At 68.5% G+C, this 21,600-nt stretch carries 20 protein-coding genes; 9 read left to right on the forward strand and 11 right to left on the reverse strand.

From position 1 onward, the window contains the following. Window positions 1-121 precede the first annotated feature (121 nt). The 10 genes from HWY45_RS13425 to HWY45_RS13470 form a co-directional block, all read right to left on the reverse strand. Window positions 122-1,270, reverse strand: a complete 1,149-nt coding sequence (locus tag HWY45_RS13425; protein ID WP_059563730.1) for a TraB/GumN family protein — start codon at window positions 1,268-1,270, stop codon at window positions 122-124. Continuing rightward, window positions 1,263-2,282 (reverse strand): peptide ABC transporter ATP-binding protein, encoded by a 1,020-nt coding sequence (locus HWY45_RS13430; protein WP_059803442.1) that lies wholly within the window; start codon window positions 2,280-2,282, stop codon window positions 1,263-1,265. Before HWY45_RS13430 ends, HWY45_RS13425 begins: the two co-directional genes overlap by 8 nt. After that, window positions 2,279-3,325 carry an ABC transporter ATP-binding protein gene (locus HWY45_RS13435; RefSeq protein ID WP_059563728.1) on the reverse strand — a complete coding sequence of 349 codons (1,047 nt, stop codon included), beginning with the start codon at window positions 3,323-3,325 and terminating at the stop codon, window positions 2,279-2,281. Before HWY45_RS13435 ends, HWY45_RS13430 begins: the two co-directional genes overlap by 4 nt. 105 nt (window positions 3,326-3,430) lie before the next feature. Then, window positions 3,431-4,348: an ABC transporter permease subunit gene (locus HWY45_RS13440; RefSeq protein ID WP_059886532.1), complete on the reverse strand. Its 918-nt coding sequence runs from the start codon at window positions 4,346-4,348 to the stop codon at window positions 3,431-3,433. Between the two features lie 3 nt (window positions 4,349-4,351). Continuing rightward, window positions 4,352-5,362 (reverse strand): ABC transporter permease subunit, encoded by a 1,011-nt coding sequence (locus tag HWY45_RS13445; protein ID WP_059563726.1) that lies wholly within the window; start codon window positions 5,360-5,362, stop codon window positions 4,352-4,354. 112 nt (window positions 5,363-5,474) lie between these two features. After that, window positions 5,475-7,103: an ABC transporter substrate-binding protein gene (locus HWY45_RS13450; protein WP_059886534.1), complete on the reverse strand. Its 1,629-nt coding sequence runs from the start codon at window positions 7,101-7,103 to the stop codon at window positions 5,475-5,477. Window positions 7,104-7,348: 245 nt separating this feature from the next. Further along, on the reverse strand, window positions 7,349-8,656 hold the full coding sequence (locus HWY45_RS13455) for an MFS transporter (RefSeq protein ID WP_059886536.1): 1,308 nt from the start codon (window positions 8,654-8,656) through the stop codon (window positions 7,349-7,351). Between the two features lie 183 nt (window positions 8,657-8,839). Then, a complete protein-coding gene (locus tag HWY45_RS13460; RefSeq protein ID WP_059803446.1) occupies window positions 8,840-9,157 on the reverse strand; it encodes a high-potential iron-sulfur protein in 318 nt (105 codons plus the stop codon). A gap of 206 nt (window positions 9,158-9,363) precedes the next feature. Next, window positions 9,364-10,473 carry an NAD(P)/FAD-dependent oxidoreductase gene (locus HWY45_RS13465; RefSeq protein ID WP_059886538.1) on the reverse strand — a complete coding sequence of 370 codons (1,110 nt, stop codon included), beginning with the start codon at window positions 10,471-10,473 and terminating at the stop codon, window positions 9,364-9,366. 131 nt (window positions 10,474-10,604) lie between these two features. Then, a complete protein-coding gene (locus HWY45_RS13470; RefSeq protein ID WP_017334555.1) occupies window positions 10,605-11,585 on the reverse strand; it encodes an AAA family ATPase in 981 nt (326 codons plus the stop codon). A gap of 229 nt (window positions 11,586-11,814) precedes the next feature. Here HWY45_RS13470 and HWY45_RS13475 point away from each other — a divergent pair, with 229 nt between their 5' ends. The 9 genes from HWY45_RS13475 to HWY45_RS13515 all read left to right on the forward strand — a co-directional run bounded on the left by HWY45_RS13475 (window position 11,815) and on the right by HWY45_RS13515 (window position 20,797). Next, on the forward strand, window positions 11,815-12,534 hold the full coding sequence (locus HWY45_RS13475) for a nitroreductase (RefSeq protein ID WP_059886541.1): 720 nt from the start codon (window positions 11,815-11,817) through the stop codon (window positions 12,532-12,534). A gap of 146 nt (window positions 12,535-12,680) precedes the next feature. Beyond that, a complete protein-coding gene (locus HWY45_RS13480; RefSeq protein WP_059886543.1) occupies window positions 12,681-13,163 on the forward strand; it encodes a hypothetical protein in 483 nt (160 codons plus the stop codon). Between the two features lie 6 nt (window positions 13,164-13,169). Continuing rightward, window positions 13,170-13,985, forward strand: coding sequence for an endonuclease/exonuclease/phosphatase family protein (locus tag HWY45_RS13485; RefSeq protein WP_059803457.1), 816 nt, complete (start codon window positions 13,170-13,172; stop codon window positions 13,983-13,985). 298 nt (window positions 13,986-14,283) lie between these two features. Further along, window positions 14,284-14,931, forward strand: a complete 648-nt coding sequence (locus HWY45_RS13490) for a LysE family translocator (protein ID WP_059881884.1) — start codon at window positions 14,284-14,286, stop codon at window positions 14,929-14,931. Between the two features lie 214 nt (window positions 14,932-15,145). Next, on the forward strand, window positions 15,146-15,916 hold the full coding sequence (locus HWY45_RS13495; RefSeq protein WP_059563717.1) for a ferredoxin--NADP reductase: 771 nt from the start codon (window positions 15,146-15,148) through the stop codon (window positions 15,914-15,916). Between the two features lie 418 nt (window positions 15,917-16,334). Further along, entirely contained in the window at window positions 16,335-17,156 is an 822-nt protein-coding gene (rqpS, locus tag HWY45_RS13500) for a quorum system sensor histidine kinase RqpS (protein ID WP_059810392.1), read from the forward strand. Window positions 17,157-17,163: 7 nt separating this feature from the next. Beyond that, window positions 17,164-17,820 (forward strand): response regulator transcription factor RqpR, encoded by a 657-nt coding sequence (gene rqpR, locus HWY45_RS13505; RefSeq protein ID WP_059810393.1) that lies wholly within the window; start codon window positions 17,164-17,166, stop codon window positions 17,818-17,820. A gap of 166 nt (window positions 17,821-17,986) precedes the next feature. Continuing rightward, window positions 17,987-19,393 (forward strand): branched-chain amino acid transporter BcaP, encoded by a 1,407-nt coding sequence (gene bcaP / locus HWY45_RS13510; RefSeq protein ID WP_059881886.1) that lies wholly within the window; start codon window positions 17,987-17,989, stop codon window positions 19,391-19,393. A 378-nt stretch (window positions 19,394-19,771) separates the two neighbouring features. After that, window positions 19,772-20,797, forward strand: a complete 1,026-nt coding sequence (locus HWY45_RS13515; protein ID WP_059881887.1) for an XdhC family protein — start codon at window positions 19,772-19,774, stop codon at window positions 20,795-20,797. A gap of 25 nt (window positions 20,798-20,822) precedes the next feature. On the opposite strand, the gene HWY45_RS13520 is transcribed toward HWY45_RS13515, so the two are convergent. Continuing rightward, window positions 20,823-21,539 (reverse strand): PepSY-associated TM helix domain-containing protein, encoded by a 717-nt coding sequence (locus HWY45_RS13520; RefSeq protein WP_059881889.1) that lies wholly within the window; start codon window positions 21,537-21,539, stop codon window positions 20,823-20,825. Between the last annotated feature and the right edge of the window lie 61 nt (window positions 21,540-21,600).

Below are 21,600 nucleotides of genomic sequence, written 5' to 3' on the forward strand. Positions count from 1 at the left end.
CGCCATTTTCTGAGGAATCGAGGGTTTTCCTTACGGATGCGCGCCACCGTGCGGGCGTGCGACGCCGCGCGCGAATCGGCAATCAAACGGGGGAGGATCAGGGCCGCGCGACGGCGCGCACTCAGTTCGCGTCGACGCGATAGCCCTGCTGGCGCAACAATTCGAGCACGCCGCGCCCGCCGCCCAGATGCAGCGCGCCGATTGCGACGAACAGGGGCCGGTTCGGCGCGGTCATTGTCGCCATCCGCGCAACGAAGCGCCGGTTGCGCTCGAACAGGATCTTGTTGTCGATCGACGCGGACAGCGCCTTCGAGCGCGACAGCCGCTCGCTCTTCGCGACGGCCCACGCGGCAAGCGCATCGGCGTCGCCGATGCGCCACAGCCGGTGCAGCGCCTTGATGTCGGCGGCGTTCTGCGCGGGCGTCTGCACCATGTCCTGCGCGAGCATCTCGCGCTGCTCGGCGAGCGTGAGGCCCGTGAACGCGCGCATCTGCTCGGCGAGCGTCTCGAGCCCGACCACCTTGCCGCCCTTCTTCTTCAGGAATACGTTCTGCAGCTGCGCCTCGGTGCCGTATTCGGTCTGCAGGCCGGCCGCCAGCGAATCGTAGGTCTCGACGACGAGCGCCGCGAGCCACGGCCGCATCTTGCGGATGCCGGCCAGCGCGGCCGGGTTGCCGCGCAGCCGCGCCGCGAGCTGCTGCCACAGCGGCTCCGGCAACAGGCGCGGCAGGCACGCGTAATTGCAGACGCCGTACTTCGACACGTCGTCCTGCGATTCGAGCAGGTCGTCCGGCGACAGCTCGAGCGCGAGCGTCGGCGATGCGGCGAGCGCCGCGAGGACGCGCGGCCGGAACGGCTGCGCGGCCGGATAGTCGGACGGGTCGCCGGTGTGCAGCGTGCCCAGCACGTAGATCGTCACCTTGCCCTTGGTCGCGACGTAGAACGGCATGCGCGCGGGCTCCGCACGCACCGCGCCGCTCGCCACCGTGCCGTTCGACACCGACGGCGGCGTGTGGAAGCCCGGCAGGCTCATGCCGGGCGGCGGCACCTGCGACGGATGGAGCGGCGCCGTCGCCGGCGCGCGCCCCTCGGCGCGCACGAGGTTGACGGGTACGACGAGGCTGGCCGCCGCGCACGCACCGGCCAGCGCCGCGCCGGACATCGTGCGCACGCTCCAGCGGCGTGCGTTGCGGTACGCGCGACGCACGCGCGTACCGCCGATGCGCACTCGGCGCGCAGACGAATCGCGCGCCGCCAAGCCTTCAGGCATTCGCCTCCCCCACCTCCTCGGCGCGGTGGCAAGCCACGTAGCGCCCGTCGACTTCACGCAGCTGCGGCTCCTCGGCCCGGCAGCGCTCGACTGCATACGGGCAGCGCTGATGGAACGCGCAGCCCGACGGCGGATTGAGCGGCGACGGCAGCTCGCCCTGCAGCTTGATCTGCACGCGGCGGTCTTCCTCGAAGATCGCCGGCGTCGCCGACATCAGCGCACGCGTGTACGGATGGCGCGGATGCGCATAGATCTTCGCCTTGTCGCCGAGCTCGGCCACGCTGCCGAAATACATCACCATCACGTCGTCGGCGACGTGCTCGACCACCGCGAGGTTGTGCGAGATGAACACGTAGCTGGTCTTGAACTGCTCCTGCAGGTCCATGAACAGGTTCAGGATCTGCGCCTGGATCGACACGTCGAGCGCGGACACCGGCTCGTCGGCGACGACGATCCGCGGATCGAGGATCATCGCGCGCGCGATCGCCACGCGCTGCCGCTGCCCGCCCGAGAACATGTGCGGATAGCGCTTCGCATGCTCGGGCCGCAGGCCGACCGTGCGCATGATCTGCGCGACGCGCTGCGCGCGCTCCTGCGCGGAGAGGTTCGTGTTGATCTCGAGCGGCTCGGACAGCGTCTGCTCGACGGTCTTGCGCGGGTTCAGCGACGCGAACGGGTTCTGGAACACCATCTGCACGCGGCGGCGCAGCTCGGCGATCGTCTGGCGGTCCGCGCCGGCGACGTCCTTGCCGTCGATCGTCAGGTGGCCCGCCGTGGGCGTCTCGATCATCGTCAGCTGGCGCGCGAGCGTCGATTTCCCGCAGCCTGACTCGCCGACGACGGCGAGCGTCTTGCCGCGCTTGAGCGAAAACGACACGCCGTTCAGCGCCTTCACCGTGCCCTGGCCGAACATCCCGCGCTTCACCGTGTAGTGCTTCGCGAGCTGGTCGGCCACCAGCACCGCATCCTCGTCGTGCGGCACGCGAGGCGTTTCGTGGATTGTTGTATTCATTGCGTCCTCCTGTCGACCGGAGTTGGCGCTTTAGCGCTTACTCCGGTCCCATGCAAAGCCGTGAGGTCGGAGTTCGAAAGATTCAGCGGCTTGATGCAGCGCGCGCGCATCGCGTCGTTGCCCGCCACGAGCGTGTCGAGCGCCGGGCGCGCCTTGCGGCAATCGTCGACGGCATACTTGCAGCGCGGCGCGAACAGGCACCCGGACGGGCGATCATCGCGGCCCGGCACCATCCCCGGCAATGCGGCAAGGCGACGCGCCCCCTTGTTGTGCTCGGGAATCGCCGCGAGCAATGCTTCGGTGTACGGATGATGCGGATGCGCGAAGATGTCCGGCACGCGATTGGTCTCGATGACCTCGCCCGCGTACATCACCGCGACGCGCTGCGCGACCTCCGACACCACGGCGAGATCGTGCGAGATCAGCACGAGCGCCATGCCGCGCTCCTTCTGCAGCTTCACGAGCAGATCCATGATCTGCGCCTGGATCGTCACGTCGAGCGCGGTGGTCGGCTCGTCGGCGATCAGCAGCTTCGGGTTGCACGCGACGGCCATCGCGATCATCACGCGCTGGTTCATCCCGCCCGACATCTGGTGCGGGAACGAATCGATGCGGCTCTTCGGGTCGGGAATGCCGACCTGGTCGAGCAGCTCGAGCGCACGGCGGTGAAGCGCGTCGCCGCGCAGCCCCTCGTGCAGCTTCAGCACTTCCTTGATCTGGTAGCCGACCGTGTAACTCGGGTTCAGGCTCGTCAGCGCGTCCTGGAACACCATCGCGATGTCCTTGCCGATGATCTTGCGGCGCGCCTTCGGCGACGCCTTCAGCAGGTCCACGCCATTGAACGTGACTTCGTCGGCCGTCACCTTGCCCGGCGCGTCGATCAGGCCCATCAGCGCCATCATCGTCACGCTCTTGCCCGAGCCCGATTCGCCGACGACGCCCACCACCTCGCCCGGCGCGATCGACAGGTTGATCCGGTCGACGGCGGGCAGGCCGTTGAAATTCACCGCGAGATTGCGGATGGTCAGTAGGTTCTCGCTCATGTCAGCCTCCGCCGGGCCGTCGGGTGCTTCAATGATTGTGCCCGATGAAGACGGGGGGGCTTCGCCCCCCCGAGCGAACAAAGAGAGCGTGGGGGTCGTTTCATATCAGGCCATCCGTTTCAGTTTGGGATCGAGCGCGTCGCGCAGCCCGTCGCCGAGCAGGTTGATCGCAAGCACCGAAATCAGGATCGACAGGCCCGGCATCGTCACGATCCACCATGCGTTGTCGATGTAGTCGCGCGCGGAGGCCAGCATCGCGCCCCACTCGGCGGTCGGCGGCTGCACGCCGAGGCCGAGGAAGCCGAGCGCGGCCGCGTCGAGGATCGCCGACGAGAAGCCGAGCGTCGCCTGCACGATCAGCGGCGCCGTGCAGTTCGGCAGCACTTGCGAGAACATCAGCCGCAGCGTGCCGGCGCCCGCCACGCGCGACGCCGTCACGTATTCCTTCTGCAGCTCGCCGAGCGCGGACGCGCGCGTGAGGCGCACGTACGCGGGCAGCGCGACGATCGCGATCGCGAACATCGTGTTGGTGAGGCCCGGGCCGATGATCGCGACGACCGCGACCGCGAGCAGCAGCGACGGCAGCGCGAGCAGCACGTCCATCACGCGCATCACCGGCGTGTCGGCCCACTTCTGGAAGAACGCGGCGACGAGCCCGAGCACGATGCCCGGGATCAGCGCGAGCACGACCGACACGAAGCCGATCCAGAACGACATCCGCGCGCCGTACATCAGCCGCGAGAGGATGTCGCGGCCCGCTTCGTCGGTGCCGAGCACGAACTTCCAGTTGCCGCCTTCGAGCCACGCGGGCGGGATCTTCACGAAATCGCGGTATTGCTCGACCGGGCTGTGCGGCGCGATCAGCGGCGCAAACAGCGCGACGACGATCAGCACCAGCACGACGATGCCCGCGCCGACGGCGCCGCGGTTGCGCGAGAAATTGGCCCAGAATTCGCGCAGCGCGAGCGTGCGCCCGCCGACCGGCGCGGTTTCGCTCGGCAAGGTGTTTTGCAGGTTGCTCATGATTTACCTCGTGTGGCGGATGCGCGGATTCAGCACGCCGTACAGCAGGTCGACGGCCAGGTTCACGACGATCACGAGGGTCGCGATCAGCAGGATGCCGCCCTGCACGACCGGATAGTCGCGGCGGCCGATCGCGTCGATCAGCCACTTGCCCACGCCGGGCCACGAAAACAGCGTCTCGGTCAGCACCGCGCCGGCGAGCAGCGTGCCGATCTGCAGGCCGATCACGGTGACGACCGGGATCAGCGCGTTGCGCAGCGCATGCACGACGACGACGCGCACGGGCGACAGCCCCTTCGCGCGCGCGGTGCGGATGTAGTCCTCGCGCAGCACTTCGAGCATCGAAGAACGGGTCATCCGCGCGATCACCGCGAGCGGAATCGTGCCGAGCACGATCGACGGCAGGATCAGGTGGCTGACCGCCGAGCGGAACACGCCTTCGTCCGGCGCGAGCAGCGCGTCGATCAGCATGAAGCCCGTCACGTGCGGAATCTCGTATTCGACCGCGATGCGGCCGGACACGGGCGTCCAGCCCAGGTACGACGAAAACACCATGATGAGGATCAGCCCCCACCAGAAGATCGGCATCGAATAGCCGGTGAGCGCGGTGCCCATCACGCCGTGGTCGACGATCGAGCCGCGCCGCAGCGCCGCGATGACGCCGGCCGGCAGGCCGACGGCGAGCGCGAAGACGAGCGCGCACAGCGACAGCTCGACGGTCGCCGGGAAGCGCGCGAAGAACTCGCCGGCCACGCTCGTGTTGGTGATGATCGACGTGCCGAGGTCGCCCGACAGCGCACGGCCGATGTAGTGGAAATACTGCACGGGAAGCGGCAGGTCGAGCCCGAGGCGCTTCATCGCCTCTGCATGCATCGCGGGATCGACGCCGCGCTCGCCCATCATCACTTCGATGGGGTCGCCCGGTATCAGGTGAATCAGCGCGAACGCGAGGATGGTGATGCCGATGAAGGTCGGGATCACCATGCCCACGCGGCGCAATACGAATCGGAACATGATGCGTCTCGTATTTTCTTGTGGGAAATGTGCGACCGGCGACGAGGAGCTCGTGGCCCCTCGCCGCCGGGTGTTTTCAAGCCGGTTTTCGTGACAGCTTACGCCTGCTGCGTTACTTCACGCTCACACCATCGAAGCGTGCGTAGCCGAGCGGCTCGATGCGCATGTCGACGATATTCTTGCGCACCGGCTGGTAGACGGTCGAGTTCGCGATCGGCGAGAACGGCACCTGCTGCGCGAACACCTGCTGCGCCTGCGTGTAGATCTTCGTGCGTGCGTCCTGCCCGTTCGTCGTGCGGCCCTTCTGGACGAGCTCGTCGAACGGCTTGTAGCACCAGTGCGAGAAGTTGTTGCCCTTGATCGCCTCGCAGCCGAGCAGCGTGCCGAGCCAGTTGTCCGGATCGCCGTTGTCGCCGGTCCAGCCGATCAGCATCGTGTCCTGCTCGCCGCCATGCGCGCGCTTGATGTACTCGCCCCACTCGTACGTGACGATCTTCGCCTTCACGCCGATCTTCGCCCAGTCGGCCTGGATCATCTCGGCCATCAGGCGGCCGTTCGGGTTGTATGCGCGCTGCACCGGCATCGCCCACAGCGTGATCTCGAAGCCGTTCGGGAAGCCGGCCTTCGACAGCAGCGCCTTCGCCTTCGCGGTGTCGTACGCCGGCATCTTCAGGCTCTTGTCGTACGACCATTGCGTCGGCGGCATCGGCGCGTTCGCGGCCTGGCCCGCGCCCTGGTACACCGATTCGAGGATCGCCTTCTTGTTGATCGCCATGTCGAGCGCCTGGCGCACCTCGAGCTTGTCCATCGGCTTGTGCTCGACGTTGTACGCGAGGTAGCCGAGGTTGAAGCCCGCCTGCGACGGCATGTCGACGTTCGCGTCGGCCTTCAGCGTCGCGATGTCGGCCGGACGCGGATAGGTCATCACCTGGCACTCGTTGCGCTTGATCTTCTGCACGCGCACGCCCGGATCGGGCGTGATCGAGAAGATCAGCTTCGCGATCTTCACTTCGCCCTTCTTCCAGTAGTCAGGATTGCCATCGAAACGGATCGTCGCGTCCTTCGTGTAGCTGCGGAAGATGAACGGGCCCGTGCCGATCGACTTCTGGTTGATGTCGGCGGCCTTGCCGGCCTTCAGCAGCTGGTCCGCGTATTCGCCCGACAGGATCGACGCGAACTCCATCGCCATGTTCTGGATGAACGGCGCGTTCGGTTCCGACAGCGTGAATTTCACGGTGTACGGGTCGACCTTCTCGACCTTCGTGATCAGCTTGTCGAGGCCCATGTCGGTGAAGTACGGGAACGACACCGGGTACGCCTTGCGGAACGGCTGGTTCGGGTCGAGCATGCGCTGGAACGTGAACACGACGTCGTCCGCGTTGAATTCGCGCGTCGGCTTGAAGAAGTCGGTCGAATGGAACTTCACGCCGTGGCGCAGGTGGAAGGTGTAGACCTTGCCATCCGGGGACACATCCCATTTTTCGGCGAGGCCCGGTTCGACCTTCGTGCCGCCGCGCTCGAATTCGACGAGACGGTTGTAGACGGTGAACGTGGCGGCGGTGAAATCGACGCCGGTGGTGTATTGCGCGGAATCGAACCCCGCCGGGCTGCCTTCTGAGCAGTAGACGAGCGTTTTGTTCGGGATCTGTGCGAATGCAGAGCCCGCGATGCCGAACGATGCCGCTGCCACGCCTGCCATGGCGGTAACACGCAGGGTGTGCAACAGACGGTTGTATTCCATGTTTCCTCCAGGTCTCCAGATCGGAACCGGCCCTCAGGGGGCCGGGTACGCGGATATTACTTGAGCTAGCGATACCGCAACAAGCTGGAGAAAAAACTCCTCTAGGCGCGCCGGCGCGGCTCGCGGCGGATGTTTCCGCTACGTGACACACGCAGCCGCCCGCGCGAGCGGCGGTTTCGATCGTGCGGCGCGTGTTTCCTTCGACAACTAAACAATTTCCGCGCCGCGGCGAACGGGCGCGGCGCTCACGCGCCAGCGTCGAGATCCGCGCTGCGCGCCGGCACGAACGCGACCGCGACGATCGACAGCGCGAGCCCCGCCATCACGTACCAGGTCGGCGCGAACGGCGAGCCGGTGACCTTGATCAGCCACGTGACGATGAACTGTCCGAATCCGCCGAACAGCATCACCGCGACGTTGTACGCGACCGACAGCCCGGTCGAGCGCACGTTGGCGGGGAACAGCTCGGCGATCATCGCGCCGAACGGCCCGTAGTAGCCCGCGAGCGCCACCGACAGCACCGCCTGCACGATGATGAGCCGCCCGATGCTCGGCGCGGCGTCGAGCCACGTGAACAGCGGATAGATCAGCGCGAACGTCAGCACGAGCGACCACAGCGACAGGCCCTTGCGGCCGATGCGGTCCGACCATGCGCCGGCGAGCGGCGACAGCACGGTGAGCAGCAGGTTGCCGACGATCACCGCGTAGAACGACTGCGCATACGGCAGCTTCAGCTGCTTCACCGCGAAAGTCGGCAGGTAGCTGATCAGCACGTAGATCGTCACGGTCAGCGCGATCACCGCGCCGAGCCCGCACAGCACCTCGCGCGAGTGGCGCGCGAACACGTCGCCGAGCGTCGCGCGCCGCGCGCTCTGCTGCGCGTGCAGGAAGGCTTCCGAATCGGCGAGATGGCGGCGGATGTAGAAGCCGATCGGCCCGATCACGAGCCCGAGGATGAACGGCACGCGCCAGCCCCACGCGCGCAGCACGTCGGGCGTGAAGCCGCGCGTGACGGCTGCGCCGACGAGCGCGCCGATCAGCAGCGCCGCGGCCTGGCTCGCCATCTGCCAGCTGCCGTAGAAGCCGCGCTTCGAGAACGGCGCGGCTTCGATCAAGAGCGCGGTCGCGCTGCCGAACTCGCCGCCCGCGGAAAAGCCCTGCAGCAGCCGGCCGAGCACGATCAGGAGCGGGCCGCCGATGCCGATCGCCGCGTACGGCGGCGCGACCGCGAGCAGGAAGATGCCGCCCGTCATCAGCAGGATCACGAGCGACAGCGCGGCCTTGCGCCCGGCGCGGTCCGCATACAGCCCGAGCACGACGCCGCCGATCGGCCGCATGAAGAACGCGACGCCGAAGGTCGCGGTGGTCAGCAGCAGCGACGAATATTCGCTGGACGTCGGGAAGAACAATTCTGCGATCACGACCACCATGAAGCTGAAGACCGTGAAGTCGTACCACTCGAGCGCGTTGCCGATGACCGCCGCCACCACTGCGCGCCGGTTCAGCGCGCGCTCCGGACTGACTGAATTCGTTGAACCCGCAATCGTCGCCATGCGTGTCTCGCCCCTCGTGAAGTCGCCGTGCCGGAGTGCGCCGCGCGGGAGCCGCTGCTGCGCGCCGGTCTGGAGCGAGTGTAGAAAGGTGCGGAACCGTTTTCAAGCATTAAAAAACGCCAGCCATCCATCGATGGCGGGCGCTTCATGATTGCTGCGGCACCGCATGATGCCGCGCGGGCGTCACGCCTTCTTCGAGAATGCGCTGCACCAGCCCTTGGCTGCTACCTGCTTGCCCGGGAATGCGCCGCACGGGCCGGATGCGGAGCCCGGCTTGCCCTGGTACAGCATGCAGGCCGCGCAATCCTGGCCCGCTGCGTACTTCGCATACTTCGCCTTGTCGACCTTGGTGGCGTCTGCCTTGTAGCCGAGCGCCTGCGCGGTCGGATCGCTTTCGGAGAGCATCGGCAGGTCGGCGGCCAGCGCTTCGCGCGACGACAGCGCGACGGCAGACACGGCGGCGACGCTCGTGATCAGGAAACTGCGACGGGATGTTTTCATGAGGACTCGCTCCAACGTTATAAGTTTGAAAGCTGTTCTAGCGACAGCCGTTCGACAGCATAACGCCCGGGCGCGGGAATGTGCGGCCCGAAATGCCGGAGATAAAAGAATTAACACGGATGGTTTCGCCGCTTGCCGCGGCGCCTCCCGCCGCCCGCCGCCCGCCTCCCGCCTCCCGCCTCCCGTCACCCGTCACCCGTCACCCGTCACCCGTACGCAGTCATGTCGCCCACCCGCTGCGCGAGCGCGAGCGCCGCGGTGAGCCCCGGCGACTCGATCCCGAACAGGTTCACGAGGCCGCGCACGCCGTGCTGCGCCGCACCCTGCACGATGAAATCGGCAGGCGCTTCGCCGGGCCCCGCGACCTTCGGGCGGATGCCCGCATAGGCCGGCTGCAGCGCACCGTCCGGCAGCGCCGGCCAGTACGCGCGGATCGATGCGTAGAACGCGTCCGCGCGCGCCGGATCGACGTCGTAGCGCAGCGTGTCGATCCATTCGACGTCCGGCCCGAAGCGCGCCTGCCCGGCGAGGTCGAGCGTCTGGTGGATGCCGAGCCCCGCGCGGTCCGGCAATGGATAGACAAGGTGCGAGAACGGCGCGCGGCCGGACAGGCTGAAATAGTTGCCGCGCGCGAGATAGAGCGGCGGCACCCAGCGCGGATCGAGCCCGCGCGTGCGGCGCGCGAGCGCCTGCGCGCCGAGGCCCGCGCTGTTGATCACGCAGGCCGCCTCGAACTCGGCCGGCGCGTCGCCGCCCGTGCGCACGACGAAGCGCTCGCCGCGCAGCACGTCGATCGATTCGACCGGGGATTTCAATACGCAGACGGCGCCGTCGCGTTCGGCATCGCCGAGCAGCGCGAGCATCAGCTGATGCGAATCGACGATGCCCGTGCTCGGCGAGAACAGCGCCTCGACGCATTCGAGCGCGGGCTCGAGCGCCTGCGCCTCGGTGCGCGTGAGCGGCGTCAGGTCGAGCACGCCGTTTTCCTCGGCGCGCGCGGCGATCGCCTTCAGCTGCTTCACCTGCGTGGCGGAGGTTGCGACGAGCAGCTTGCCGATGCGCCGGTGCGGCACGTGATGCGTCTCGCAGAATTCGTACAGCAGGTCGCGGCCATGCACGCACGACAGCGCCTTCAGCGAGCCGCGCGGATAGTAGAGGCCAGCGTGTATCACCTCGCTGTTGCGCGAACTCGTGCCGGTGCCGATCGCGTCGGCCGCCTCGAGCACGAGCGTGTCGCGGCCGCGCGCCGCAAGTTCGCGAGCGATCGCGAGGCCGACGACGCCTGCGCCGATCACCACACAATCGATCTGCTCCATGGCTTTTCGCGTCGTTATCGCGTCGAGGGAGAGAAGACGATTGTACGTCCCGGCTCGCACGCATGCAGGACACATGTGTAGCCGGATGTATCTCGCCGATCCCGCGCCGCCGCCCGCCGCGCTCCCGAATGTCAGAACCCGATCGGGCGGCGCTTGGCCGCACCTTCGTCCGCGCGGATGTCGCGCGGCTCGACCGCGTCGCGCCCGTCGAGGCGCGCGGCGCCGAACGCATGCAGCAGCGCGCGCCGCATCGTGCGCGGCGGCGTCGCGGCGAGCACGTCGAGCGCGTCGTCGCCGAGCGTGGCCGGGAACCGCCGGCCCCACGCGTGCGACGTGCGGATCTCGTCGTAAATCGTCTGCGCGATGCGGCGCGCGCCGGCCGCGTCGGGCGGCGCGATCTCGTAGATGTTCATCCGGTTGAGCAGCGGCTCCGGAATCGCCTGCGCGTCGTTCGCGGTCGCGACCCAGATCACGTTGCCCGCATCGATCGGCACCTCGGCGAATTCGTCGACGAACACGCGCGCGGTATCGTGCTCGAGCAGCGCATACAGCGCGCCGAGCGGATCGTATTGCGCATCGCTGCCCGCCTTGTCGATCTCGTCGACCGCGATCACCGGGTTCGCATAGCTGCCGTTCACGAGCGCGTCGAACACCTTGCCCGGCTTCGCGTTCTTCCATTGCGACGACGCGCCCGACAGGATCCAGCCCGCGGTCAGCGAACTCATCGGCACGTAGTGGTACGACGTGCCCAGCAATTGCGCGAGCGCCTTCGCGAAATGCGTCTTGCCGATGCCCGGCGGGCCGAGCAGCAGGATCGGCATCAGCTCGAGCCGGTCGTCGGTCTCGAGGCACAGCGCGACCTGCTTGCGCACGTCGTCGAGCGGCTCGACGAAATTCGGCAACACCTCGCCGAGCTCGTCGAACGACGGCATCCGGTTCGGCTTCACGCAAAAGCGCAAGTTGCCGGTCTTCAGCATCCGCTCGTAGGTGGCGCGCAGTGCGTCGCTCGCGCCTTCGTTCAGATCGTTCAGCGCCGTCTCGACCTGATCGAGGTCGTACACCGTGCTGAAGGACGCCACCGCCAGTTCCTGTTTCACCATCGCCGTCGTCATACCAACCTCGCTGCCGCTTACGTACCGCACCATCAGACCCTTTCGATTTCAGTGTAGCGGGCCAGCACTCCAGCGCAAGCAAGCAGCCGCGCGCGTGTGCTGCTAGCAGGCCGCGCGCGCTGCACGCCCGCGCGGCGCGGCGTATCATCGACAGCTTGCCGGCCGCCGCGCCGGCCCCGCCGATGGCGCCGCGCGCGCCGCCGCCGCTCCCCGCTGCGAAGGAACGCCGATGTCCGTCCCCGCCGTTTCCGCCCGCGCCGATGCCGACGCGATCCGCGCCGTCGACGACGCACTGACCACGCGCCGCGCGATCCGCGCGTTCCTGCCGACGCCCGTGCCGCGCGACACGCTCGAGGCCATCCTCGAAGCGGCGAGCCGCGCGCCGTCGGGCACCAACATCCAGCCGTGGCGCGTGTACGTCGCGACGGGCGCGACGCGCGATGCGCTCGCCGATGCGCTCGCCGCGGCCTACGACGACCCCGCGCGCGACGAGAAGTACGTGGCCGAATACGACTACTATCCGCGCGAATGGATCTCGCCGTACATCGACCGGCGGCGCAAGGTCGGCTGGGACCTGTACAGCCTGCTGGAGATCCGCCGCGACGAGAAGGACCGCATGCATGCGCAGCACGCGCGCAACTTCCGCTTCTTCGATGCGCCGGTCGCGCTGTTCTTCACGCTCGACCGCGTGATGACGCACGGCGCGTGGCTCGATTGCGGGATGTTCCTGCAGGGCCTGATGACCGCCGCCCGCGCGCGCGGCCTCGACACCTGCCCGCAGGCGGCGTTCGTGCCGTTTCACCGGGTCGTCGCCGCGCATCTCGGCATTCCGGACCACGAGCAGCTCGTGTGCGGAATGTCGCTCGGCCATGCGGACCCGGCCGCGATCGAGAACCGCCTCGTCACCGAGCGCGCGCCGGTCGCCGAGTTCGCGCGTTTTTTTGCTTGAAAACGCGTGACGGGCACTTACCTTTCCTGCATGGGCGCATCGCGCGGCGCATTCGCCGCGGCGCATCCGGTCGCATCGTCGACGATGCCGATCGGGCGTAAGATGGGCGTCCGTTTCCCGCAACACCGAGACTCCGGAGAGGCTTCATGCTGAAACACGGCCTGGCCGTCCTGCTGGCGGGCGCCGCGCTCGCCGCCCACGCGCAGAGCCCCGCGCCCGCGGTCGTCGCATGGGAGATCCAGGTGGTGAGCGACGGCCAGACGATCGACACGTTCCAGCAGCACACCACCGTCGGTCAGACCCGCACCGACACCCATCGCTACCCGTCCGCCGTGCCCGTCGGCTGCGGCGACAAGGCGCGCGTCGTGCCGGTCGAGCGCACGCGCGCCGTCACCGTCGCGCCGCTCGCCGCCGACGCGAACGCGATCTCGCTCGCGCTCGACGTGCAGGAGACGCTCGACGATACGAACGCGAAGCCGGCCGACCCGTGCCTGCCGACCTCGCCGCGACAGATCGTCGCAAGCCATCCGGGGCTGTCGGTCGGCGCCGATGCGTGGACCGACTGGACCCTCATCGAGCAGCGCCCGCATCTCGTGTACCGCGTGCGCGCGCACGTCGCGAAGGACTGAGCCGCCATGTCCGCCGACGCCCTGTCCCTGCCGTTCGCCGAGCCGCACGCCGCGCCCGACGAACTCACGGCGGTCAGCTGGAACCTGCACAAGGGCCGCTCGCCGCTCGGCTTCACCGCGTGGAACGCGATGCGCAACTGGATGCAGTCGACGCACGCCGACGTGTATTTCCTGCAGGAAGCGATGGCGCGCCGGATGCCGCGCCCCGTGCTCGCGCCCGGCTTCGGCACGCCGATGGACGACGCGTACGACGACGTCTGGCATTGCCAGGCGACCGAGATCGCGGAGTCGCTCGACTGGCAGATCGCGCTCGGCCCGAACGTGTTCAAGCCGTCGTGGCGGCACGGCAACGCGATCCTGTCGCCGCACCCGCTCGACCTCGGCGGCCGCTGGGACATCTCCGCGCACCGCTTCGAGCGGCGCGGCCTGCTGGTCGCGCGCGCGACGCTCGCCGGGTCGCGCCCGGTCACGCTGCTGTGCGCGCATCTCGCGCTCACGCGCGCGGCGCGGCTGCGCCAGATGCACTGGATCGCGCACTGGATCGTGCGCCACGCGAAGGACGGCCCGCTCGTGCTCGCCGGCGATTTCAACGACTGGCGCAACGACTCGATCCCGCTGTTCGCCGAGATCGGCCTGTCCGAGGTCGCGACGCTGCTCGGCGAGTCGGGGCGCACGTTCCCCGCGTTCTCGCCGGCGCTCGCGCTCGACAAGATGTTCGTGCGCGGGCTCACGCCGCTCGAATGGAGCGCGCCGTCCGGCGAGACCGCGTGGCTGTCGGACCACCTGCCGTACATCGCCCGCCTGCGGCTCGACCCGCAGTGAGCGCGGCGGCGCGACCCTGGTCGGGTTGGGTCGGGTTGGGTCGGGTTGGGTCGGGTTGGGTCGGGTTGGGTCGGGTTGGGTCGGGTCGGGTCGGGTCGGGTCGGGTCGGGTCGGGTCGGCTCGGCTCGGCTCGGCTCGGCTCGGCTCGGCTCGGCTCGGCTCGGCTCGGCTCGGCTCGGCTCGGCTCGGCTCGGGTCGAGTCGCATCGCATCGCATCGCATCGCGTCGCGTCGGGTCGGCTCGGGTCGAGTCGGTTCGCGCTACAGTAGCGGCTTGCCCCGCCCCGAGCCGCGCCGCCATGAGCTATCTGCCGATCCTGCTGCAAATCGCCGCCGTCTACCTCGTCGCGCTCGTCACGCCCGGGCCGAACATCTTCATGATTTCGCAGCTGTCGCTCGCCGGCCGGCGCAGCCTCGGCGCCGTGTCGGCGCTCGGCGTCGGCACCGCGTCGGTCACCTGGGCGACGCTCGCGATGCTCGGCCTCGCGGCCGTGCTGCACCAGGTCGAATGGCTGTACGAAACGATCCGGATCGGCGGCGCCGCGTACCTCGTCTATTTCGGCTTCAAGCTGCTGCGTTCGAGCACGCGGCGCGATCCGGCCCCGGCGGCCGACGACGCGGCAGCGGCCGCGCTGCCCGCGCCGCAGGCGCGCGACTACCTGCGCGCGTACCGCACCGGGCTGCTCACGTGCCTGACGAACCCGAAGTCCTGCGCGTTCTGGACCAGCGTGTTCGCGGCGATGCTGCCCGCGCACGTGCCGCTGTGGTTCAACGGCGCGGCGCTGCTGACGATCGGCTCGATGTCGGTCGGCTGGTATTGCAGCGTCGCGTACCTGTTCGCGAGCCCGCGCGCGCAGCGCGGCTACCGGCGCGTGCGCCGCCCGCTCGACGCGCTGTGCGGCGCCGCGCTGGTCGGCCTCGGCGCGAAGCTCGCCGCCGATCGATGAAAGCATTTTGAAATGAAACGTTGCGCGAAATCCGCGCATCGGCCGTGGTCAAGCGCGCGAAGCACGCAAGCAGGGTAAAATAAGCAGTTCTCCGATCGTCTGTCACAGAGAAGGCGCGTGTTCGGCGCGCCGCCGGCCGATCCCCCGATCGGGCCGACGCCCTCGTTTTTCGCCCGTTACACGCGTTCCGCGACGCGCGTCCGTTTTCAAAGCCATGAGCAAATACGACACCGCCACCGTCCAATCCGTCCACCACTGGACCGACACGCTTTTCAGCTTCACCTGCACCCGTGAGCCGAGCCTGCGCTTCAACAACGGCGAATTCACGATGGTCGGCCTCGAGGTCGACGGCAAGCCGCTCGCACGCGCATACAGCATCGTCAGCCCGAACTACGAGGAGCACCTCGAGTTCTTCAGCATCAAGGTCCAGAACGGCCCGCTGACGTCGCGCCTGCAGCACCTGAAGGTGGGCGACACGGTGCTGATCGGCAAGAAGCCGACCGGCACGCTCGTCGCCGACAACCTGCTGCCGGGCAAGACGCTGTGGATGCTGTCGACGGGCACGGGCCTCGCGCCGTTCATGTCGATCATCCGCGATCCGGACATCTACGAACGCTTCGACAAGGTCATCCTGACGCACACCTGCCGCCTGAAGGGCGAGCTCGCGTACATGGACTACATCAAGCACGACCTGCCGGGCCACGAATACCTCGGCGACATCATCAAGGAAAAGCTCGTCTACTACCCGACGGTCACCCGCGAGGAGTTCGAGAACGAAGGCCGGATCACCGACCTGATCGCGACGGGCAAGCTGTTCACCGATCTCGACGTGCCGCCGTTCTCGCCGGAACACGACCGCGTGATGCTGTGCGGCAGCACCGCGATGCTGAAGGACACGACCGACCTGCTGAAGCAGGCCGGCCTCGTCGAAGGCAAGAACAGCGCGCCGGGCCACTACGTGATCGAGCGCGCGTTCGTCGACTGATCCGCCCCTCGAATTTGTGCGCGGTCAAGAAACCGGAGCGAAAGCTCCGGTTTTTTTTCGCGGGTGCGCGGCGAATTCGTAACAATGGACGAGCGCTCATCTCAAATAGTTACATTTGGACACGGCGCAAGTGGCGGCTCGCGTGTCGGTGTTTTTCCTACAACACATTCGTTCAGATTGTTCACACTTACCCTTAAATGTCCCACCCATCATGACTTTTCGCGAAATTTTGAGATATTATGCGCGGCGCGCGTCCGTAATCCGGACGCACACTGAAGGGTCGGACCAATGTGTTACAAGATGTAAATTTTGTTACCCTGGTGTGTGACAATTGCCGACCGGCCGCCGTCTACGAAAACGGCATCCGGCACGCGCCGCCGATCGGTGTCTGAATCGCTTTCTGACAGCAGGGAGAGTCATGGATACGTCGCTTAACGCGCCCGAAGGCGCCCACGCCCCGTTCCCGTCGCAGCAGCCTGCGGCGGCCTGTGCCCCTTCCACCACCCGGTCTCGCCTCACGAGCGCCGCGAGCCGCGACGCGCTCGACGCGCGGATCGCCGAACTGTCCGCCGCACTGCTGAGCGCCGACGAAGCGGCGCGCCGCCATCTGGCCGGCGAGCTGCACGACGGGCTCGGCGCCGAACTCACCGCCGCGCGTTTCGCGCTCGCGAACGTCGATACCTGGCTGCCCGCCGACGCGCCCGAAGGCTGCCGCCGCGCGCTCGACCTGGCGCTGCGCGCGCTCGACGCCGCGAGCGATGCGAACCGCCGGCTGATCGACGAGCAGGACACCCCGGCGCTCGACGCCGGCCTCGTCGGCGCGCTGTCGGCGTGGGTCGCCAGCCATGCGGAGCGCAGCGGCCTGCGCACGAGCTTCGTGTGCGCCGCCGATGCGCGCCTGCCGCAGCTCGCGGGCCCCGGCGCGCTCGCGATCTTCCGCGTCGCGCAGGAAGCGCTGTCGAACGTCGCGAAGCATGCCCGCGCGACGTCGGCCGACGTGCGGATCGAAGCGGACGGCCGCTTCCTGTCGCTGATCGCGGCCGATGATGGGATCGGTTTCTCCCGCGCGCACCGCCACGGCTATGGCCTCGCCGGCATGCGCGCGCGCTGCGAGGCGTTCGGCGGCAGCTTCGAGCTGACCGAGCCGGCCGCCGGCCGCGGCACCCGGCTCGTCGCGCGCTTCGCATGGGATGCACTGTTCGCGGCGCCGGCAACGGCGCGTCGCGCCTTGCTTTCGTGAGGTCGCGATGAGTCTGAACATCCTGCTCGTGGACGACCACGCAATCGTCCGGCAAGGCATCCGCCAGCTGCTGATCGACCGCGGCATCGCCCGGGAAGTCACCGAGGCGGAAACCGGCGGCGAAGCCGTGGCGGCCGTCGACAAACGCGAATTCGACGTGATCCTGCTCGACATCTCGCTCACCGACATGAACGGCATCGAGGTGCTGAAGCGCCTCAAGCGCAAGCTGTCGCAGACGCCGGTGCTGATGTTCTCGATGTACCGCGAGGACCAGTACGCGGTGCGCGCGCTGAAGGCGGGCGCGGCCGGCTACCTGTCGAAGACGGTGAACGCCGCGCAGATGATTTCCGCGATCCAGCAGGTCGCCGCGGGCCGCAAGTACGTGAGCCCGGCAATGGCCGAGGCGCTCGCCGAATACGTGTCGTTCGAGAACGAGCCGCTGCCGCACGAGAAGCTGTCGGACCGCGAATACCAGACGCTGTGCATGCTCGCGTCCGGCAAGCGGCTCACCGACATCGCGCACACGCTGTCGCTGTCGGTGAAGACGGTGAGCGTCTACCGCACGCGGCTGCTCGAGAAGATGCGGCTGTCGAACAACGCGGAGCTGACCTTCTACGTGATGAGCAACCGGCTCGTCGACATGGCGCCCGCGCCCGGCGCCTGACACGCGCACCGGCACGCCGCCCGGCGTACCGAAGCGCTTGTTTTGCCTGACGATTCCGCCGTCCGGTGCCGCACCGCGGCGGGTCGTGTCGGCCAGATCGGTTAAAATTTCAGGTTTTTCACTCAGTCGACGCGACGCGCCCGCGCGCGCCGGCGATCCATCCGCAATGTCCCTCTTCCGCAAGAAAAACGTCGATCGCATGATCGCCGGCGCACAGGCCGCCGGGCTCAAGAAAGCGCTCGGCGCGATCGACCTCACCTTCCTCGGCATCGGCGCCATCATCGGCACCGGGATCTTCGTGCTGACCGGCACCGGCGCCGTGCAGGCCGGCCCCGCGCTGATGCTGTCGTTCGTGATCGCCGCCATCGCCTGCGGCCTCGCCGCGCTGTCGTATGCCGAATTCGCGTCGACGATTCCGGTCGCCGGCTCGATCTACACGTATTCGTACGCCACCCTCGGCGAACTCGTCGCGTGGATCATCGGCTGGGACCTGATGCTCGAATACGGGCTCGCCGCGTCGGCCGTGTCGGTCGGCTGGTCGGGCTACCTGCAGTCGCTGCTGCAGGGCTTCGGCGTGTCGCTGCCGACCGTGCTGACGGCCGCGCCCGGCGCCGTGCCGGGCGTCGTCACGTGGTTCAACCTGCCGGCGTTCCTGGTGATGATCGTGATCACGACGCTGCTGTCGATCGGCATCCGCGAATCGACCCGCATCAACAACGTCATGGTGTTCATCAAGGTGTCGGTGGTGCTGCTGGTGATCGCGGTCGGCATCTTCCACGTCAAGCCGGCGAACTGGCAGCCGTTCATGCCGCACGGCTGGAACGGCGTGTTCGGCGCCGCGGCCGTGATGTTCTTCGCGTTCATCGGCTTCGACGCGGTGTCGTCGGCGGCCGAGGAAGTGAAGAATCCGAAGCGCGACCTGCCGATCGGCATCATCGCGTCGCTCGCGGTGTGCGCGGTGCTGTACGTGACGGTCGCGGCCGTGGCCACCGGCATCGTGCCGTCGGCCCAGTACGCGAACGTCTCGCACCCGATCTCGTATGCGCTGCAGATCGCCGGCGAAAAGTGGGTCGCGGGCTTCATCGACCTCGGCGCGGTGCTCGGCATGCTGACCGTGATCCTCGTGATGAGCTACGGCCAGACGCGCATCATCTTCGCGATGTCGCGCGACGGCCTGCTGCCGGCGATGCTGTCGCGCGTGCATCCGCGCTACGCGACGCCGTTCCTGACGACCTGGCTCGTCGGCCTGTTCTTCGGCCTGATCGCCGCGCTGGTGCCGCTCAACGTGCTGGCCGAGCTGATCAACATCGGCACGCTCGCCGCGTTCTCGATGGTGTCGATCGCGGTGCTCGTGCTGCGCCGCACGCATCCGGAGCTGCCGCGCGCGTTCCGCTGCCCCGGCGTGCCGGTCGTGCCGATCCTCGCGGTCGGCGCGTGCCTGTTCCTGATGCTGAATCTGCAGCCCGTCACGTGGGCCGCGTTCGGGATCTGGCTCGCGATCGGCCTCGTGATCTACTTCCTGTACTCGCGGCGCCACTCGAAGCTCGCGCACGGTCCTCACGACGCGCACTGACCCCACCGCTGCGCGTGCACGCCGCGCGCGGCGGCGCAGCGCCATCAAGCTGCGCAGGGCCGGGACGGGCCGCGCGCGGCGCCCCTCCCCCCGCCCGCATCGGCCGCCGCGCATATGCGCGGCGCGGCCGGACGCGGCCCGCTACGCCTCTCCCTCTCCCTCTCCCTCTCCCTCTCCCTCTCCCTCTCCCTCTCCCTCTCCCTCTCCCTCTCCCGCCCGCTGCCGACGGCTGCCCGATCGTCGCGATGATTTGCCCATCCCTCCGGATTTGCACGGGCCCGCCGCGCGCCGCCGGCATGCTTGCGCCGGGCGGTTCATAATTCCGCCATCGAACGGCGGCCCGCACCGGCGCGGCCGTCCAGCAACAGGAAACGGAAGATGGAAAGCGTCGATCTCGATGTATTGAAAACCAGCGCGCGCTGGCTCGACGAAGGCCGCCGCGTGCTGCTCGTCACGGTCGTGAAGACGTGGGGCTCGTCGCCGCGCCCCGAAGGCGCGATGCTCGCGGTGCGCGACGACGGGCTCGTCGTCGGCTCGGTGTCGGGCGGCTGCATCGAGGACGACCTGATCGCCCGCGTGCACGCGAGCGGCATCGCCGCCGATGCGCGCCCGGAAGCGGTGAAGTACGGCGTGACGGCCGAGGAGGCGCACCGCTTCGGGCTGCCTTGCGGCGGCACGATCCAGCTCGTGCTGGAGCCGCTCACGCGCGACAGCGGCATCGCCGCGCTGTGCGCGCAGGTCGAGGCGGGCCGCCTCGTCACGCGCACGATGACGCTCGCGACCGGCCGCGCGTCGCTGTCGCCCGCGCAGGCCGCCGACGGCGTCGCGTTCGACGGGGAGCGGCTCGTGACGATCCACGGCCCGCGCTACCGGATGCTCGTGATCGGCGCGGGGCAGTTGTCGCGCTATCTGTGCCAGATCGCGGTCGGGCTCGACTACCAGGTGACGGTGTGCGATCCGCGCGAGGAATACACGGATGCGTGGGACGTGCCGGGCACGCGCGTCGTGCACACGATGCCCGACGACACGGTGCTCGAGATGCAGCTCGACGCGCGCTCGGCGGTGATCGCGCTCACGCACGACCCGAAGCTCGACGATCTCGCGCTGATGGAGGCGCTGAAGACGCCCGCGTTCTACGTCGGCGCGCTCGGTTCGCGGCGCAACAACGCGGCGCGCCGCGAGCGGCTGCGCGAATTCGACCTGAACGAAACGGAGCTGGCGCGGCTGCACGGGCCGGCCGGCATCTACATCGGCAGCCGCACGCCGCCGGAAATCGCGATCTCGATCCTCGCCGAGGTCACGGCCGCGAAGAACAACGTGTCGCTGCCGACGATCCTGCAGGTCGAGGGCGCGAAGGCCGCGCGCGAGATCGCGGCGCGCGGCGGCGAGGCCTGCGGCGTCTGAGCCGCGGATGTGTGGGCCGGGGGCGTCAGGCGAGGCCCGCGGCGAGCGCCGCGGCGACCGAGCCGGCCACCAGCACCACGCCGACGGTGCGGCGCTTGTTCAGCTCGGTCCACAGCAGGACGCCCGTCAGCGACAGCAGGATCAGCGAGCCGGCGATCGTGTCCATCAGCAGCACCCAGCCGAGGTTCATCCCGACGCCGCGGTGCAGGTTGTTCAGCGTCGTCATGAACGAATTGCCGGTGCGCTTCACCGACACGTAGCCATTCCCCACCCAGTATTCGGCCTGCAGGTTCTGCTGCGGCCCGAACAGGCCGAACTGCCAGTGCTCGGGCTGCATCACGCGCTTGTCGCCCCACGCCACCGGCTGCGCGGGGTCCTTGCGCACCCGGCCCGGGCGGCCGTCGAAGTGCAGCTCGCGCGCGAGCCACTTCGTCATCGCGGCGGGCGTCGCCGGCACCGGATCCGGCAGCGCGAGCTGCAATTCCTCGACCTGCGGCTCGCCGGTCGGGATCTTCAGCGGCGGCGCGCGATGGTTGAGCACCACGCCCGTCACGCCGAACAGCAGCCCGAGCACCGCGCCCCACAGGCCCACCCAGCCGTGCACCTTGCGCAGCCACTTGATGAAGGTCGCGCGGCGCGAACGCTGGCGGCGCGCGGACAGTTCGTCTTCAGTGAGATGGCGTGCCGGGCGCAGCACGGTAACGCCCGCACGGGGCTTGTCGATCGTTTCGGGCGCGTTCACGCGAGCAATTCCATTCGTTCAAAACAACGGGCGGCGCGCTGGTATCGCGCGCCGCCCGGCG

This window comes from Burkholderia stagnalis, from assembly GCF_902830275.1.
Lineage (GTDB): Bacteria > Pseudomonadota > Gammaproteobacteria > Burkholderiales > Burkholderiaceae > Burkholderia > Burkholderia stagnalis.